This window comes from Faecalibacterium butyricigenerans (genome assembly GCF_020687345.1).
Classification (GTDB): domain Bacteria; phylum Bacillota; class Clostridia; order Oscillospirales; family Ruminococcaceae; genus Faecalibacterium; species Faecalibacterium butyricigenerans.
Genome location: NZ_JAJEQL010000022.1, coordinates 1 through 16376, shown reverse-complemented (window position 1 = coordinate 16376; position 16376 = coordinate 1). Strand labels below are relative to the sequence as shown.

The 16376-nt window shown below is 59.2% G+C and carries 14 protein-coding genes; 6 read left to right on the top strand and 8 right to left on the bottom strand.

Annotated features, from left to right (window positions below):
• Nucleotides 1-103 precede the first annotated feature (103 nt).
• Both nifJ and mgtE read left to right on the top strand, forming a co-directional pair.
• A complete protein-coding gene (gene nifJ / locus LKD23_RS08940) occupies nt 104-3649 on the top strand; it encodes a pyruvate:ferredoxin (flavodoxin) oxidoreductase (protein WP_227621346.1) in 3546 nt (1181 codons plus the stop codon).
• A 973-nt stretch (nt 3650-4622) separates the two neighbouring features.
• Nucleotides 4623-6197 (top strand): magnesium transporter, encoded by a 1575-nt coding sequence (mgtE, locus tag LKD23_RS08935; RefSeq protein WP_227621345.1) that lies wholly within the window; start codon nt 4623-4625, stop codon nt 6195-6197.
• A 274-nt stretch (nt 6198-6471) separates the two neighbouring features.
• Here mgtE and LKD23_RS08930 read toward each other — a convergent pair whose 3' ends face one another.
• Entirely contained in the window at nt 6472-6996 is a 525-nt protein-coding gene (locus LKD23_RS08930; protein WP_227621344.1) for a gamma carbonic anhydrase family protein, read from the bottom strand.
• A 104-nt stretch (nt 6997-7100) separates the two neighbouring features.
• Here LKD23_RS08930 and LKD23_RS08925 point away from each other — a divergent pair, with 104 nt between their 5' ends.
• From LKD23_RS08925 to LKD23_RS08910, 4 genes are read left to right on the top strand one after another with little or no spacing between them, the layout of a single operon-like run.
• Nucleotides 7101-8054 carry a D-alanyl-D-alanine carboxypeptidase family protein gene (locus LKD23_RS08925; protein WP_227621343.1) on the top strand — a complete coding sequence of 318 codons (954 nt, stop codon included), beginning with the start codon at nt 7101-7103 and terminating at the stop codon, nt 8052-8054.
• Between the two features lie 28 nt (nt 8055-8082).
• Nucleotides 8083-9372, top strand: a complete 1290-nt coding sequence (locus LKD23_RS08920) for a D-alanyl-D-alanine carboxypeptidase family protein (protein WP_227621342.1) — start codon at nt 8083-8085, stop codon at nt 9370-9372.
• 56 nt (nt 9373-9428) lie between these two features.
• A complete protein-coding gene (locus LKD23_RS08915; protein ID WP_227621341.1) occupies nt 9429-9725 on the top strand; it encodes a hypothetical protein in 297 nt (98 codons plus the stop codon).
• Nucleotides 9726-9992: a hypothetical protein gene (locus tag LKD23_RS08910; RefSeq protein ID WP_227621340.1), complete on the top strand. Its 267-nt coding sequence runs from the start codon at nt 9726-9728 to the stop codon at nt 9990-9992.
• Between the two features lie 10 nt (nt 9993-10002).
• Here LKD23_RS08910 and LKD23_RS08905 read toward each other — a convergent pair whose 3' ends face one another.
• The 7 genes from LKD23_RS08905 to rsmI all read right to left on the bottom strand — a co-directional run bounded on the left by LKD23_RS08905 (nt 10003) and on the right by rsmI (nt 15921).
• A complete protein-coding gene (locus tag LKD23_RS08905) occupies nt 10003-10827 on the bottom strand; it encodes a hypothetical protein (protein ID WP_227621339.1) in 825 nt (274 codons plus the stop codon).
• A 201-nt stretch (nt 10828-11028) separates the two neighbouring features.
• Nucleotides 11029-11313 (bottom strand): hypothetical protein, encoded by a 285-nt coding sequence (locus LKD23_RS08900; RefSeq protein WP_227621338.1) that lies wholly within the window; start codon nt 11311-11313, stop codon nt 11029-11031.
• A 293-nt stretch (nt 11314-11606) separates the two neighbouring features.
• Nucleotides 11607-12566, bottom strand: coding sequence for a DNA polymerase III delta subunit-related protein (locus LKD23_RS08895; protein ID WP_227621337.1), 960 nt, complete (start codon nt 12564-12566; stop codon nt 11607-11609).
• Between the two features lie 7 nt (nt 12567-12573).
• Nucleotides 12574-13215 (bottom strand): rhomboid family intramembrane serine protease, encoded by a 642-nt coding sequence (locus LKD23_RS08890; RefSeq protein WP_227621336.1) that lies wholly within the window; start codon nt 13213-13215, stop codon nt 12574-12576.
• A 575-nt stretch (nt 13216-13790) separates the two neighbouring features.
• Nucleotides 13791-14558 (bottom strand): biotin--[acetyl-CoA-carboxylase] ligase, encoded by a 768-nt coding sequence (locus tag LKD23_RS08885; protein WP_227621335.1) that lies wholly within the window; start codon nt 14556-14558, stop codon nt 13791-13793.
• On the bottom strand, nt 14555-15046 hold the full coding sequence (locus LKD23_RS08880; protein WP_227621334.1) for a YfcE family phosphodiesterase: 492 nt from the start codon (nt 15044-15046) through the stop codon (nt 14555-14557). Before LKD23_RS08880 ends, LKD23_RS08885 begins: the two co-directional genes overlap by 4 nt.
• A 23-nt stretch (nt 15047-15069) precedes the next feature.
• The gene (gene rsmI, locus LKD23_RS08875; RefSeq protein WP_227621333.1) at nt 15070-15921 is read right to left on the bottom strand and encodes a 16S rRNA (cytidine(1402)-2'-O)-methyltransferase; all 852 of its coding nucleotides are present in this window, start codon (nt 15919-15921) and stop codon (nt 15070-15072) included.
• Between the last annotated feature and the right edge of the window lie 455 nt (nt 15922-16376).

Sequence of the window (16376 nt, the reverse complement as noted above, 5' to 3'; positions counted from 1 at the left end):
CATCCGTCAGTTGAGCAATGCGTTTTTCAAGGAGTTCTCCGGCTCCGGCCAAAGACGTTTGCCCCGCGCAGAAGGTACCAAAATTCTGAATGGAGGAAGAAAAATGCCTAGAGCAAAGCAAACCATGGATGGCAATACCGCTGCCGCTCATGTAGCATATGCCTACACGGACGTGGCTGCTATCTACCCCATTACCCCCTCTTCTCCGATGGCTGACTCTGTGGACCAGTGGTCCGCTGCCGGCCAGAAGAACATCTTCGGCAACCAGGTCAAGGTCGTCGAGATGGAGTCTGAGGCAGGCGCTGCAGGCGCTGTGCACGGCTCTCTGGGTGCAGGTGCTGTTACCACCACCTTCACCGCTTCTCAGGGCCTGCTGCTGATGATCCCCAATATGTACAAGATCGCTGCTGAGCAGCTGCCCTGCGTGTTCGATGTTTCTGCACGTACCGTTGCTACCCAGTCCCTGAACATCTTCGGTGATCACAGCGACGTTATGGCATGCCGCCAGACCGGCTTCGCAATGCTGGTCGAGAGCAGCGTGCAGGAAGTCATGGATCTGTCCCCTGTTGCCCATCTGGCAGCCATCGAGGGCAAGGTCCCCTTCCTGAACTTCTTCGACGGCTTCCGTACTTCTCACGAGTACCAGAAGATCGAGAAGTGGGATTACGCCGACCTGAAGGAAATGTGCAACATGGAGGCTGTCGAGGAGTTCCGTGCCAAGGCTTTGAACCCCGAGCACCCCAAGATGCGCGGCTCCCACGAGAACGGCGACGTGTTCTTCCAGCATCGTGAGGCCTGCAACTCTGTCTACGACGCACTGCCCGCAGTCGTCGAGAAGTACATGGCCAAGATCAACGAGAAGCTGGGCACCAACTACGACCTGTTCAACTACTACGGCGCACCCGATGCCGATCGCGTCATGATCGCTATGGGCTCTGTCTGCGACGTTGCTGACGAGGTCATCGATTACCTGAACGCTAAGGGCGAGAAGGTCGGTATCGTCAAGGTCCGCCTGTACCGTCCTTGGGTGTCCTCCGCTCTGCTGAAGGTCCTGCCCAAGACCGCCAAGAAGGTGGCTGTGCTGGACCGCACCAAGGAGCCCGGCTCTCTGGGCGAGCCCCTGTATCTGGATGTCGCAGCTACCCTGCGTGAGGCTGGCATGAACGATGTCATCCTGACCGGCGGCCGCTACGGTCTGGGCAGCAAGGACACTCCCCCGTCCTCCATCTTCGCTCTGTTCAAGGAGCTGGAGAAGGATCAGCCGAAGGAGCGCTTCACCCTCGGCATCACCGATGATGTCACCGGCCTGTCTCTGCCTGAGGTCAAGCCCGCTCCCATCACCGCAGCTGCTGGCACCAAGGAGTGCAAGTTCTGGGGTCTGGGCGGCGACGGTACCGTCGGTGCAAACAAGAACTCCGTCAAGATCATCGGCGACCATACCGACAAGTATGTTCAGGCATACTTCCAGTATGACTCCAAGAAGACCGGCGGCGTGACCATCAGCCACCTGCGTTTCGGCGACAAGCCCATCCGCAGCCCCTACTACATCAATCAGGCTGACTTCGTGGCCTGCCACAACCCCGCTTACATCCACATGGGCATGAAGATGGTCCAGGATGTCAAGCCCGGCGGCGTGTTCATGATCAACTGCCAGTGGAACGATGAGGAGCTGGGCCATCACCTGAATGCTGAGGCCAAGAAGTACATCGCTGACAACAACATCCAGCTGTACACCATCAACGCAATCGATAAGGCAATCGAGATCGGTATGGGCAAGCGCACCAATACCATCCTGCAGTCCGCTTTCTTCAAGCTGGCTGACGTTATGCCCATCGATGACGCCATCAACTTCATGAAGCAGGCAGCTCAGAAGAGCTACGGCAAGAAGGGTCAGGACGTCGTTGAGATGAACTGGAAGGCCATCGATGCCGGTGTTGACGCCATCCACAAGGTTGACGTTCCCGCTTCTTGGTCCAACCCCGAGGCCGATCCCGCTCCGAAGGAGCTGGCTGGCCGTCCGGAGCTGGTCAAGCAGATCCGCGACGTCATGGAGCCCATCGCTCGTATGGACGGCGACAGCCTGCCCGTCTCTGCCTTCGTTGCTAACGCAAACGGCGAGTGGGAGCAGGGTGCTTCCGCTTACGAGAAGCGCGGCACCGCTGTGAACGTCCCCGAGTGGGATGCTTCCAAGTGTGTTGGCTGCAACCAGTGCGCATTCGTGTGCTCTCACGCAACCATCCGTCCCTTCCAGCTGACCGCTGACGAGCTGGCAGCAGCTCCCGCACAGACCAAGAGCCGCGACAACAAGCCCGCAAACGAGTACAAGTTTGTCATGGCTGTGTCTCCTCTGGACTGCATGGGCTGCGGCGAGTGTGTCACCGTCTGCCCCACCAAGGCTATCCAGATGGTTCCTCAGGAGTCTCAGGCCGACCAGCAGGCAGTCTTCGACTACTGCGTCGCCAACATCTCCAAGAAGCCCTCTAAGTTCGCAGACGACACCGTCATCGGCTCTCAGTTCAACCAGCCGCTGCTGGAGTTCTCTGGCTCCTGCGCAGGCTGTGCTGAGACCTCTTACGCACGTCTGATCACCCAGCTGTTCGGCGAGAAGATGTACATCTCCAACGCCACCGGCTGCTCCTCTATCTGGGGCGGTACTGCTTCCATCTCTCCGTACACTGTCAATAAGGACAGCGGCCACGGTCCTGCATGGTGCAACTCCCTGTTCGAGGATAACGCAGAGCACGGTCTGGGCCTGTATCTGGGCCAGAAGACCGTCCGTGAGAACCTGATCAAGCGCATCGCTGAGGTCGCTGGTTCTGACAAGGCTTCTGCTGAGCTGAAGGCTGCCTTTGACGAGTTCATGGCAACCAAGAACAACACCAAGGCAAACGATGCCCCCGCTAAGGCTCTGATCGCTGAGCTGGAGAAGGCTGCTGCCGCTGGCTGCACCGAGTCCGCTGAGATCCTGAAGAGCAAGGAGTTCATCGCCAAGAAGTCCGTCTGGATCTTCGGTGGTGACGGCTGGGCATACGACATCGGCTTCGGCGGTCTGGATCACGTTCTGGCCTCCGGCGAGGATGTCAACGTCATGGTCTTCGATACTGAGATGTACTCCAACACCGGCGGACAGGCTTCCAAGGCTTCCAACATTGGTGAGGTCTGCCAGTTCGCTGCTGCTGGTAAGGAGATCAGCAAGAAGAGCCTGTCCGAGATCGCTATGACCTACGGCTACATCTATGTCGCTCAGATCGCTCTGGGCGCCAACATGAACCAGGCTGTCAAGGCGATCGCTGAGGCTGAGGCTTACCCCGGCCCCTCTCTGATCATCGGCTACGCTCCCTGCGAGCTGCACGGTGTTAAGGGCGGCATGACCAACTGCCAGAACGAGATGAAGAAGGCAGTTGAGGCTGGTTACTGGAACCTGTTCACCTTCAATCCGGCCAACAAGGCTCAGGGCAAGAACCCCTTCACCCTGACCTCCAAGGCTGTGGATGGCGAGAAGTATCAGGCCCTGCTGGCAAACGAGACCCGTTACAGCCGCCTGACCCGCGCCTTCCCGGAGCGTGCAAAGCAGCTCTTCGCTCGCAACGAGCAGGTCGCAAACGACCGTTACGAGCACCTGAGCCGTCTGGTCGAGCTGTACAAGTAAACCAAAGTTCTTTTCCCTCTGGCCGGAACCTGCCGCAGCGGCACCTTAGTCCCGAAAGGGCGGCTGCTCCGTGCTGGCGATTACTGCGCAACGCAGCAGTACGAAACTGCGGCCCCGGCCAGAGCAAAGACGCGGCTTACGCCTACGCAAAGACCAAAGCTTTGTGCCCTAACCTGATTTCGACTCTCTGCCTGTTCCCGGACGCGTCGGGGCGGGCAGAGTCTGAAATACCAAAGCGCCCGCGAGGGTCCTTGAAAGCATACTTCGCGTGTGTCAGGAGCATAAGGTCTGCTCGCAGATACCTTGCTCCGCCTGCTGCATAAGACCTGCTTTGCAGGGATCTTGCCGCAGCCAAAAACGAGATCCGTTTTTAGCGCCCCGCTCACTGGAAACAGTGTCCGGGGCGTATTTTTTATGCCTTTCGATTTTTACACTTTCTTCATAGGTTTTTCATGAAATCCAGCCGAAAAGCTGTTATACTACAGCCATGAGGATTCGGGGCCGCAACCGATTCCTTGTACATGATTCCTCCTCACACCAAAGCAATATCCGAACACAGCGCCCTTTCCGGTGAAGCCGCAAGCACCGGGGAGGGCGCTGTGTGTTTTTGTACGGCAATATTCCGGAAATGGAACGCTTACAGGGTTGACCGGGCATTTTTAAGGAGATATAATAAGCCTGTAAGGCTAAGAAACTTAGTATTTTGAACTTGTGGAGGTGAACGCAGGACAATGGACCCGGATCATAGTCGAAGACGATGGAATGATGCGGCCGGAACGACCGCGAAAGGTGCTGCGTTCGCCTTTTTTGTACGCTGAACAGCGGGGTGTCTGCTGTCCGGCTGCCGTACAAAAGGGGCGCAGCTCTGCGCGTGCAGACGGGGCGTGTGCGGCCCTGAGGCTGCGGTGCAGGAGCGGCGCTTTTGCGTTGATGCGGCTGTGTCCTCCTGAGACAGGAAAGAGGAGGAACACGAATGGAAGAAAAAAAGAACAACCCGGAGCGCGAAGTGGACGAAGCCCTTCCGGTGCAGGAGCTGCCTGCCGATATTCCCGCCGAGGTGCGCCAGAAATTGGCCGAAGACCTGAACGAGCAGGCCACCGAAGACCTCAGGCAGGACGTCCGTGAGGCCGAAAAAGAGGAGGCCAACGACGAAGAGGTCAAGGCCAACCCTGAGATGCTCACCAAAAGCCGTCTGCTCAAGCTGCTCATCAAGAAGCAGTACGTCAAGCTGCGCGAGGTGACTGAGGAAGAGCAGCCCGCCGATTTGGCCGAGCTGCTGGAAGAGCTGGACGAGAACAACCGCCTCGTGGTGTTCCGTCTGCTGAAAAAGGACGTTGCGACCGAGGCGTTCGCCTATATGTCCGACGAGGCCCGCGACGACCTCGTGAATGCGTTTTCGGATGTCGAGCTGGTGAGCGCCATCGAGGAGATGAGCCTTGACGACGCCGCCGACCTGCTGGAGGATATGCCCGCCGGTGTGGTCAAGCGGGTCTTGGAAAAGTCGTCCCGCCAGACCCGTGAGAGCCTGAACAAGCTGCTGAACTATCCCGAAAGCTCTGCTGGCAGCCTGATGACCCCCGAATACGTCCGTCTGCGGGAGGGGATGACCGTCAGCGATGCCTTTGCAGCCATCCGCAGACAGGGTGAGAACGCCGAGACCGTCTACACCTGCTATGTGGTGGAGCGCAACCGCCTGAAGGGCGTCGTGTCGGCCCGCAGCCTGCTGCTGGCGGATCCGTCCACCCCCATCACGGACATCATGGACGACAATGTCGTCGCCGTGAAGGTCACGGACGATCAGGAGTTCGTGGCCCGTGAGATGCAGCGCTACGACTTCACCGCCATGCCCGTTCTGGACAACGAGGGGATGTTCGTCGGTATCATCACCATCGACGATGCCATCGACGTCCTGACCGACGAGAGCACCGAAGATATGCAGAAGATGGCGGCGATCCTGCCCGACGACGATGCCACCACCTACTTCGGCACCAGCGTCTGGACCCACGCCAAGCAGCGTATCCCATGGCTGCTCATCCTGATGCTCTCCGCCACCTTCACCGGCATGGTCACGACCCACTACGAGGAGGCCTTCGTCAGCCTGCCCCTGCTGGTCTCCTTCATGCCCATGCTGATGGACACCGCCGGCAACTGCGGCAACCAGATCAGCACTCTCATGGTGCGCGGCCTCGCGCTGGGCGAGGTGGAACCCAGCGATTTCCTCCGCGTTCTGGGCAAGGAGCTGCGGGTCTCCGCCATCGTCGGCGCGGTGCTGGGCCTTGTCAACGGCCTGCGCATCTACCTGATGTACACCTACCTCTACGCCGGGCAGTATCAGAACGTCATCGGCTATGCGGTGGTGGTCAGTGTGTCGCTGTTCTTCAGCGTCATCCTCGCAAAGCTGGTGGGCGGTATGCTGCCGCTGGCCGCCAAGAAGCTGGGCACCGACCCGGCCATCATGGCGACCCCCTTCATCACCACCATCGTGGACGCCTGCAGCCTGATCCTCTATTTCCAGATCGCACAGGTCGTCTTCCGCAATATGATGTAACGATACAGAACGCCCCCGCTCAAGGCCCTGAGCGGGGGCGTTCTGCGTTCCGGCCCCCAAGACGCAACAAGACCCCTTCCCGCGCTTGCGGCGACGCGGAAAGGAGTCTTGTCGTTTGGGGTATTGCTTTGGTGTGAGGAGGAATCATGTGCAAGGGTGCGGTTGCGGCCCCGCACCCTTGTGAGCTATAGTATACCCGAACTGTGGGCCAAAATCATGTCTTTCTTGTGAAAGATTTGTTAATCGGCCTGTGAAATTTTTGGGAGACGGGTGCTCAATTTTCAGCATCGGAGACAAGGGCCGCGTGCTGCCGCCCCATCTCCACATAGGCCTCGGCGTTTTCGATGTTGTGGGCCAGCTGGTCGTCCCGGATGGTCTTGATGACCCGGGCGGGCACGCCTACGGCCACCGAGTTGTCGGGGATGACCATCCCCTCCGGCACCAGCGCTCCGGCCCCGATGATGCAGTTTTTGCCCACGACAGAGTGGTTGAGCAGGGTGGCGTGCATCCCGATGAGGCTGTTTTCCCCTACTGTGCAGCCGTGGGCAATGGCACAGTGGCCCACCGTGACTTTCTTGCCCAGAAGGACTTGTCCGCCCGGGTCGCAGTGGAGGACGGCGTTGTCCTGCACGTTGCAGTTTTCGCCCAGCACCAGCGTGCCCTCGTCGCCCCGCAGCACAGCCCCGTACCAGATGTTTGTGCCCTTGCCCAGCGTCACATCGCCCAGCACCGTCGCATTCGCGGCCACGAAGACTGCGCCCTCGTCCCGGGGCGTTTTTCCACCAAAGGATAGGATCATTGTTGAAAAACCACCTTTCTCTTTTGCTTCATTTATGGTATTCTTTATAATAGCATTTTATATCGGATTATGGAAGCCCGGGGCTTCCGAAGGAGTTTCGCTTTATGAAGTTTACGTCCCCGATGCGGCAGCTGGCGGCGCTGGCCCTGACTGCCGTGTTCCTCACCACGGCGGCGCTGTCGGGCTTCGCGGTCTACGCCATGCCCATCCAAGCCGCCTATCCGCAGGAATCCATCTACCTCTTCGACGCCGACACCGGGGAGACCCTCGTGGAGCAGAATCCCGACCTTCCCCGCTGCGTCGCCAGCCTGACCAAGATGATGACGGCTCTGCTGGTGCTGGAAAGCGGCACCGACCTCAACGCCAGCATCACCATCCCGGACAGCCTCACGCCGGAGTTACAGTCCATCCGGGCCAACCGGGGCCACACCATCGGCCTGCAGGCGGGCGAGACGGTGCGCCGCATCGACATGATGTACGCCATGCTCCTGCCCAGCGCCAACGATGCGGCCAGCGTGCTGGCCAATGATACTTCCGGCAGTCTCGCCGCGTTTGCAGCGCAGATGAACGTCCGGGCAAGCCAGCTGGGCTGCACGGCGACCCACTTCACCTGCCCGCACGGCCTCTACGACGGCGGGAACTACTCCACAGCCCGGGACATGGCCAAGATCGCGCTGGCCTGCTACGCAAACTCCACCTACCGCCGGATCGCGGATACGGCGTCCTATCGGCTGCCCGCCACGGAGCTGCATCCGGCCCGGACGATCACGACGACCAACAAGCTCCTGCAGCCCGCCAGCGGCTACTACCGCAGCTATGCCCACGGCATGAAGACCGGTTTTACCACGCAGGCCGGGCGGTGCTTCGTCACCTTCGCCCAGCAGGACGGCCACACCTACGGGCTGGTCATCCTCGGCTCGAACTCCCAGAACATCTTCCGGGAGGCGGCAGAGCTGTTTGACTGGGCCTTTACCAGCCCCGAGCTGCACCCTGCCCCGGTGGAGGCCGAGCCGGAGAAACAGGAGCGGGGCGGATTCTGGCACAAACTATTTGGCTGACGTTTGAATGTCAAGGAGGACAAAGCCTATGAATCGATCGAATTTCCTGCCCCGGGCCGCGGCGCTGCTGCTCACGCTGGTGCTGATGGCCTGCACCGCCCTGCCCGGCTTCGCCGTCTACCAGATGCCCATCCAGACGGTCAGCGATACCGAGTCGGTGTACCTCTTCAATCTGGACACCGGCAAGCCCATCCTTCGCCAGAACTCCGACCAGCAGCGGTACATCGCCAGCCTGACCAAGATGATGACGGCCCTGCTCTTCCTCGAGAGCGGCAAGGATATGAACGCCGAGATCACCATTCCTGCTTCCCTGACGCAGGAGTTCAAGGACATCCAGAACGCCAACGGCTCCACCATGAACCTCCGCATCGGCGAGACGGTGCGCCGCATCGACCTGCTGTACGGCCTGCTGGTGGCCAGCGCCAACGACGCGGCCAGCGTCATCGCCAGCGATGTCTCGGGCGGCGACCTGACGGCCTTTGTGGCCCGGATGAATGCCCGCGCCAAGGAGCTGGGCTGTGAGGACACCACCTTCACCTGCGTCCACGGCCTGTACGACTACGGCAACGTCTCCACAGCCGAAGACCTTGCCAAAATTGCTGCCGCCTGCTACACCGACGAGACCTATATGCAGGCCGCCAACACCCTCACCTATACCCTGCCCGCAACGAACCTCCACCAGAACGAGCGCTCCATCAAGTCCACCAACCTCATGCTGGACCCGGAGTACGCCTACTACCGCGACTATATCCGGGGCATGAAGACCGGTTTCACCACCCTCGCGGGGCGGTGCTTCGTCACCTTCGCCCAGCAGGATGGCCACACCTATGGCCTCGTGGTGCTGGGCAGCGACCTGAACAACATCTATCGGGAGTGCTCTGAACTTTTGGACTGGGCCTTTTCTAGCTTCGCCGACCGGCCCTTGGTGGATACGGAGACGGTGCTGACCACCCTCCCGCTGACCAAGTGCCGTGCCGAAGAGACTGTGGAGCTGTATGCCGCCAATGACCTCAGCGGCTACGGCCACGCCGACGACGAGGTGACGTTCGACTTCTCCCTGCCGGAGAGCGCTGCCGCCACCATCAAGGAGGGCGCTGTACTGGGCACGGCCACCGTCTATCTCGACGGTTATGAGATGGGGACGGTGGACCTTGTCACCCACAAGGAGTATGTGTCTGACTTTCGCACCGACGCCAAAACGACCCTTCTGCTCATGGCTGCGCTGGTAGGCATCCTCATCGTGCTGGGCTTCCTCACGATGGTGGCCGGCGGCGGCTCGCTGAACCTGCGGCGGAGGAATCGCTCCCGCAGAAGATGATAGAGCAAAAAGCTCCCCGCTGGGGAGCTTTTTTTGCTATGTGGAGTTGATTTTTTATGAACGGCTGCACGCGCTGGTGGCGCGGATTAAATCGCTCTTGCGGTGGGGCTAAGTTCTCTTTTGCGTGCCAAAAGAGAACCAGAAAAGCACCCGCTACTTTCGAGGCGCGGGAGGCACGAATCAAGGGCTACTCGCCCTTGATAATCCCGGAGGAGATGTCGAAACGGAAAAAAGCTGGCCGCTTCGCTAAAAGCTTTTTTCTCGTTTCTCCGACTTGCTGCTTCGCAGCTGGTGTTACGTTTTCTCAGGGCGTGAAGTTCAGCGACAACGTGAAATCTTCGGCGGAGCCGTAAATGGGAGAAGCACAAAAAAATGCGTTTATAGCAATTTTCAAAAATAAGGCGAATAGCCGCAGGAATGGAACCAGCCTGAGCAGTCAGAAGGCGAAACTGTCTGAAAAGCACATTGTATCGCGTTCGGAAGAGCATCCATGGTCCGTGTTCTTGACTTCTTCCGATTTACAACCGGTAGCACCTACGCAAATAGCCACGCTCAATGCAATTGCCGCAATATGCTTTTTCTTTAATCGCATAAAAATCTTCCAAGCTTCTATTCCCTAGGCCGAACGTATTAGTTACGCAGTGCTTTTTCACGCACTTCCGGTGTAACTGCTTTCAGAAGATTATAGAGGTCAATAATATCGGTGATTGCCTGCCGGTCCTGCACCGTCCATGTGTAATCAAACTTGCTATAATCCGTTCCCTCGAAACGCATGATAACGGTATCGGCACTCAAAAGGTTTCGCAACCATTCGACTTCACTGTCTTCCATTTCAAAGGTGGCCCATGCAAACCATTTACCAAGCTCTTTGTCGTATCCATAATCGGAGTTATCATAATCGCAAATGTAAGTGTACTTATAATCTCCACCGCGCAGAATGATGTCATCGATATCCAGCTCGGAAGAGCCCATGTAAGTAAAATCTTCCCAGAAAACAATAGTGTTCCCCTTGTCCCAGATATAAAGGTTGGGGCCAATGCCACACGTCTTGCGCTTATCGATGCTGTCATCATGCGGGGTTGTAATCGCCCAGCAGTCTTCTACTGCATCGTAGTTGACATTGCACTTTGCAAGTGCATCCTGAATACCAAGAGTCTGCTGTGCTTCTGCCAGCACACCAAAATTGGTGACAGCAGCTTTTCCTGCATCATCCAACTGGTTATAGGCATCCAAAGCGGCCACGATTGCCGCGCGTCTGCTGCGCGCGACAGTGCCGATCTGGCTGATCAGTGCTTCTACCTGCTCCGGGGTCACAGCACTATTCTGCTGCGCGAGCACCGCAAAAGGAACGTCCCCGGCGGGGCTGGCGGCCAGCGCGGGTAACGCAGTGCCTGCCATCAGTGCTGCCACAATTGTGCCTGCCGCAATAACTTTGCATTTTTCCAAAATTTTCATTTGATTTTCCTCTTTTCTCCTGACTTCGGCTTATAGCTGTTGTAACATAAAATTATAGATACAACAAAAAGGAGCGTTTTGGCATGATGACAAATGAAGAGATCCTTGCTATCCTGCGGCAGTACCCTGATCTGGTCCCCGAGGTTCTGGCCATCCTGACCGAAGCCCCTGCCAAAACAGATCTGCCGTTTGTCGGCTGATTCACTCCGGCTTTGCCCGGGAGCGCAGCAGCGTTTCCACCGCGTTGCGCTGCTCTGGCGTTGCGCTGTTAAGCAACGCCACAATTTCCTGCATCTGTTTGTCGAGCTCGCCCATCCCGGCGGGCTCTTTTTTTGTGCCCATAAGCGCTTCAACGGTAATGCCAAAGTAGTCCGCAATTTTTTGCGGCTGGACATTCTGGGTAAAGCGCCGTTTTTCCAGCTTGTCGGCATAGAGTTTGAAAAAACAAGTTATTCTGCAACAGCAGCAGGGGTTTTTCCCCCACACCGTCCTGTTGATCAGGTGTCAATGCGCGGGCAGTACCTTCCGATCTGCTTTCCGCCCTAAATCCAAAAATATTGCCAAGAGTAAAACGTACCCACAATATTATTTTACACCATCTTGTATGGCTTGGCAATGTTTTTTGGGGGGGAGTCGAAACACCCCTCCCTACCTCTGGCCCGCGCGGAGCGCAAGCCATTTGACCGAAAGAAAAAACTTAATCCGCGCCACAAGCGCGCACACCCGCTCAAAAATAAAAGAGAAGCACCTGCCCTTTTGCAGATGCTCCCCCTGATTCATCATCCCAGCTTCGCCGCCAGAACAGAAAGCACGATCTTCGGATTCACCTGCGCCCCCAGCCGCTGGATGGCGGCATCGGCCAGCGAGAGGGCGCGGCGGGCGGCATCGCCCGTCAAGGGCGCGCCGCCGCAGCCCCGCAGTCCGGCGGCAGCCACAGCCCGGAAATCGCCCAGCAGCGCGGCGGCTGCGGCCTTGTCCTTCTCGTACCCTGCCAGCAGAACGGCGGCCGCGTAGCTGTCCTGCGCCGCCGCAGCCTTCGCCAGCGTCAGGGCCTTTTCCACCTGTTCCCGGCGGGCGTCGTCCTGTGCCGCCGCGAGTACGGTGCCGATGTGGCCGTCGAACAGCTGGCTGTAAAGCTGGGCCTGCTTTTTATCCACACCCTGCCCGATGCACCACTTGGCGCACTCCTCGGGGCTGACCGGGGCCACGGCAAAGCTGACGCAGCGGCTGCGGATGGTGGGCAGGACACCAGCCAGCGAGTCCGCGGTCAAGAGGAACAGCACTCCCTCAGGCGGCTCTTCCATCACCTTCAGAAGGGCGTTGGCAGACTCCTCGTTCATCCGCTCCACATGATAGAGCAGGACGGCGCGGCCTTCGGCAGAGAGGCTGGTGTTGAAGATCTCAGTGCGCATGGCCTTGACCTGACTGACGAGATACCGCCCGCCTGTGCCCATACCGGTGACGGAGATGGCCTCCCGCACGATGCCCGTTTCCACCCTACCGCTGCTGCGGTCGCCGGCCTTGCCTACGGCACGACAGCATTCGCCCCGCAGAAGGGCCTCAGCGGGCGCGCCGCCCGCAGGGTAAAGATAGTCTGCCGCCACGCAGCGGGCCGCGTAGCCCGCGCCTAAGCCCGTCTCACCCACCAAGAGCACACTGTGGGTCAGGCGGCGGCTTTCCAGCATCAGGCGGACGCTGTCTTTGAGGGCGGAGTTGCCCGCAAGGCGGTCGATCATCATGAGCGGCTCACCTCCGGTTCTTTCGCTTCCACTGCTCCCGGCGGATCCACGCCCGGACGCTGCGCAGAGCCTGCGGCCCGAAGAAGAGCGCGAAGCCCAGCATACTCAGCAGATAGCTCACCTTATACAGCCACCCGGCGGTAAGGAAACTGAACAGCCACATGGCGGCAGCAAAGAGGCCGAAGTACTTCACCCTCACCGGGAAGACGAAGAACAAAAGCACCTGCACCTCGGGGTAGAGCATGGCGAAAGCCAGCAGCAGGGACAGCGACAGGCAGTAGGTATCGGCGGGGATGCCGGTGATGAGACAGCCCAGCGCCGTGCCCGCCATCCCCAGCAGGAAGTAGAGGTTGAAGCGGAAATCGCCCCACTCCTTTTCCAGCGCAGAGCCGATGAACCATGTGAAGTAGATGCCCAGAATGACGCTCAGCGGCCCGCCCCCCGAGAACGGGATGAAGACAAAGGTGATGAGACGCCACACCTGCCCCATCAGCAGCAGGCCCCGGCTCAGGCCGAGGTAGGATGAGACAAATTGATTTACGAACAGCTCGATGGCGTAGACCAGGATCTGTCCGCCTACGATGAGGGAGATGAGATTCGGGATGCAAAAGCGGCCATATTTCCGCTCAAGGCGGGAGATCCAGTTCATAGACAGACGCCTCCGTGAAAATAAATTTTGCGGCCCATGTCCGGGGCCATATCCTGCCTTTCATTGTATCATGTTTGCCCGGTCCATTCAAGAAAATCCGTGGGAACAGCGGTGTTCCATTTTCATCCGGAGATGGGAGAAGTATCCCGTCTGGAATCATCTTTTAACTTTTTCCACTGGGTTTTCCACTGATTTTGTGAAAAAGAAGCCGGTTTTCCCACGGCGTTTTCCACTTTTTCCACTGAGTTTTCCACAGAAAATCGAGCATCGGGTTATACACGATGTATTCAAGAGCGAGAAATGAGGGAAAAACTGGGGAGAAAAGGGGTCGAAGCACCTTTTTTCCAAAAGAAAGTCGAGGCCAAAAATTTATTTTCGGAGGCATTTCGCACCCGGGAGGAAAACAGCTCTCCCCTCTGGAATTTTTGGCCCCGGAGTTTTCCACAAGCGTGCCCCGGCAAAACGTCTCTGTGGAAAACTGTGGAGAGACCTGAGGCCTCCGCATCCTTCGCGGGGAAAACAAAATGCGCCCCCGGGGCCGGACGGCCCGCAGAGGCGCAGGGGTGCAGAAAAATTTATACAGCTCCATAGATGCCGTGGACGGAGACTTCGCCGGTAAAGACCCTCTCCTCGCCGCTGTCGGTGCGGACGATGAGCTGGCCGTCGGCGTCCACGTCGATGGCCGTGCCGCTGCCCAGCTCCCCACCCGGCAGGTCGAAGGTGACGTGACGGCCCAGATTGATGCAGGCGGCCTTATACTCCTCCCGGAACGGCGCGAAGCCCTCCCGTGCGAAGGTGTAGAGGGGGCGGTCGAAGCCGAAATCGGTCAGTGCCTCGGCCAGCCACTGGGGGTCGGCGTCGAGGTCTACCGCTGCGCCCTGCAGCTCCAGCGAGGTGCCGTTGGGCAGGTCGGCGGCGTCGAAATAGCTCTGGGGCTGAGCCAGATTGATGCCGATGCCGCAGACGATGCCCCGCCCCTGCATCTGGTAGCCGTAGCTCACGCTCTCGCAGAGGATGCCCACGAGCTTCTTGCCGTTCAGCAGCAGGTCGTTGGGCCATTTGATCTGGCAGTCCACGCCGTAGCGCCGGGCCAGCTGCTCACGGACAGCGAGGCTGGCCAGCAGCGGCAGGGTGGCAGGCTGGGCCAGCGGCTCCCGGATGACTGCGGTGTAATAGAGGGCGCGGCCCTCTGCGTTTACCCAGCTGCGGCCCAGACGGCCCCGGCCTGCGGTCTGGTTGGTGGTGTACACCGCGCCCACCGGGCCAAACTCCTCGAAATGCTCTTTTGCGTAGGCGTTGGTGCTGCCGCACTCGGACAGCCAGCGCACCTCATTGATGCTCATGCCTTGGGTACCTCTTTGTGCTCGTGGCCCACCACCTTGCCGTCGGCAAGGGTCAGGATGCCGTAGGTGTTGGGGCCGGTGTAGCACCGGCCGCAGGAGCCGGGATTGAACAGGAACACATCGCCCCGCTGCTCGGCCACCGGGACGTGGGTGTGGCCGAAGAGGGCGACGTTCGCGCCCCGGGCCGCTGCGGCGTCGGATAGCGTGTCGAGGTCGTATTTCACTCCGTACATATGGCCGTGGGTGTAGAAGACGACCACCCCATCAAAGGCCGCAAGCCCGTCCAGCGGCTCCAGTGCACCAAAATCGCAGTTTCCGGCCACGGCGTAGGCCCGGAGCCGGGGGTAAAGGGTCAGCGTCTGCTCGAGGTCGCGCAGGCCGTCGCCCAGAAAGATCAGGGCGTCGATGTGGTCGGCCTCGGCCTTCAGGATGTGCTCGAGGGCCAGACGGTTGCTGTGGCTGTCGCTCAGGATCAGAAGTTTCGTCACGGGAAAAGGTTCCTCCTCAAATTTTATTCGGGGTCGCGCTGCTGCAAAGTCAGCAGTACTTTATATATTTCACTCTTGGAGTAGGGGGTGCCCTGCGCTGCAGCCTTGGCGGCGGCAGTGGGGCCGAAGCCCTGCCCGGTCAGCTCAAGTGCCCGCTGGGCGGCCTGCTCAAGGGTCAGTTCGGCTTCCGGCTCTGCAGAGACCGGCGCGCCGGCCATGACCAGCACATATTCGCCCCGCGGCTCGCTGGCGGCATAGTGGGTCTGTGCCTCGCCGAGGGTGGTCTTCCAGATCTCTTCGTGGAGCTTGGTCAGCTCGCGGCAGAGGGTGATGCTCCGCTCCGGGCCGAAGGCGTTTGCGAGGTCATCCAGCGTCGTGCGCAGTTTGTGGGGGGCTTCGTAGAAGATGACGGTGCGCTTTTCGCCCAACAGCTCGGCCAGACGCTCCTTTTTCTGCTTCCGGTTCACGGGCAGAAAGCCCTCGAACACCCAGCGGGAGGTGTCCTGTCCCGAGACGGCCAGCGCCGTCACACAGGCAGATGCCGCCGGAACAGGCACGACCTTGATGCCCCGGGCCAGCGCGTCCCGCACGATGACCTCGCCCGGGTCGGAGACGCAGGGCATACCGGCGTCGGAGCAGAGGGCGCAGCTCTCGCCCGCCTCGATGCGGCGCAGGATGCCTTCGCCCTTCTGCAATGCGTGTTCGTAGTAGCTGACCATCGGCTTTTTCAGGCCCAGATAGTTCAGCAGCCGCATGGTCACGCGGGTGTCCTCGGCGGCCACGAAGTCCGCCGCGCCAAAAGTGGCAGCGACGCGGGGCGGCATATCATCAAGGTTGCCGATGGGGGTTGCGACGATATAAAGAGTACCGGCCATGATGGACCTCCATTTTTACGATAAGACGATGTTTGGTTGGATCTCGCGCTTGTGGCGCGGAGTTAGAGCGCGATTACGCGAGGTTAAGTTCTCTTTTGCGTGCCAAAAGAGAACCAGAAAAGCACCAGCGATTTCGACGCGCTGGATCCACGAGAAAGGGGCTGCTCGCCCCTTTCAGACCCCAAAGGAGAGGTCGAAACGGAAAAAAGCTAGCCGCTGCGCTAAACGCTTTTTTCTCGTTTCTCCGACTTGCTGCTTCGCAGCGGGTGTTACGTTTTTGCAGGGCGTGAAGTTCAGCGACGACGTGAAATCATCGGCGGAGCCGTAAATGGGAGAAGCACAAAAAAATGCGTTTAGCGAAGCGGCTAGCATTTTTGGGCTTCGACTTCCTCTTTGGAATTGTTAAGGGCGAGCAGCCCTTAACTCGTTGCGGGGAGAGTGGAGTCCAGAGGTAG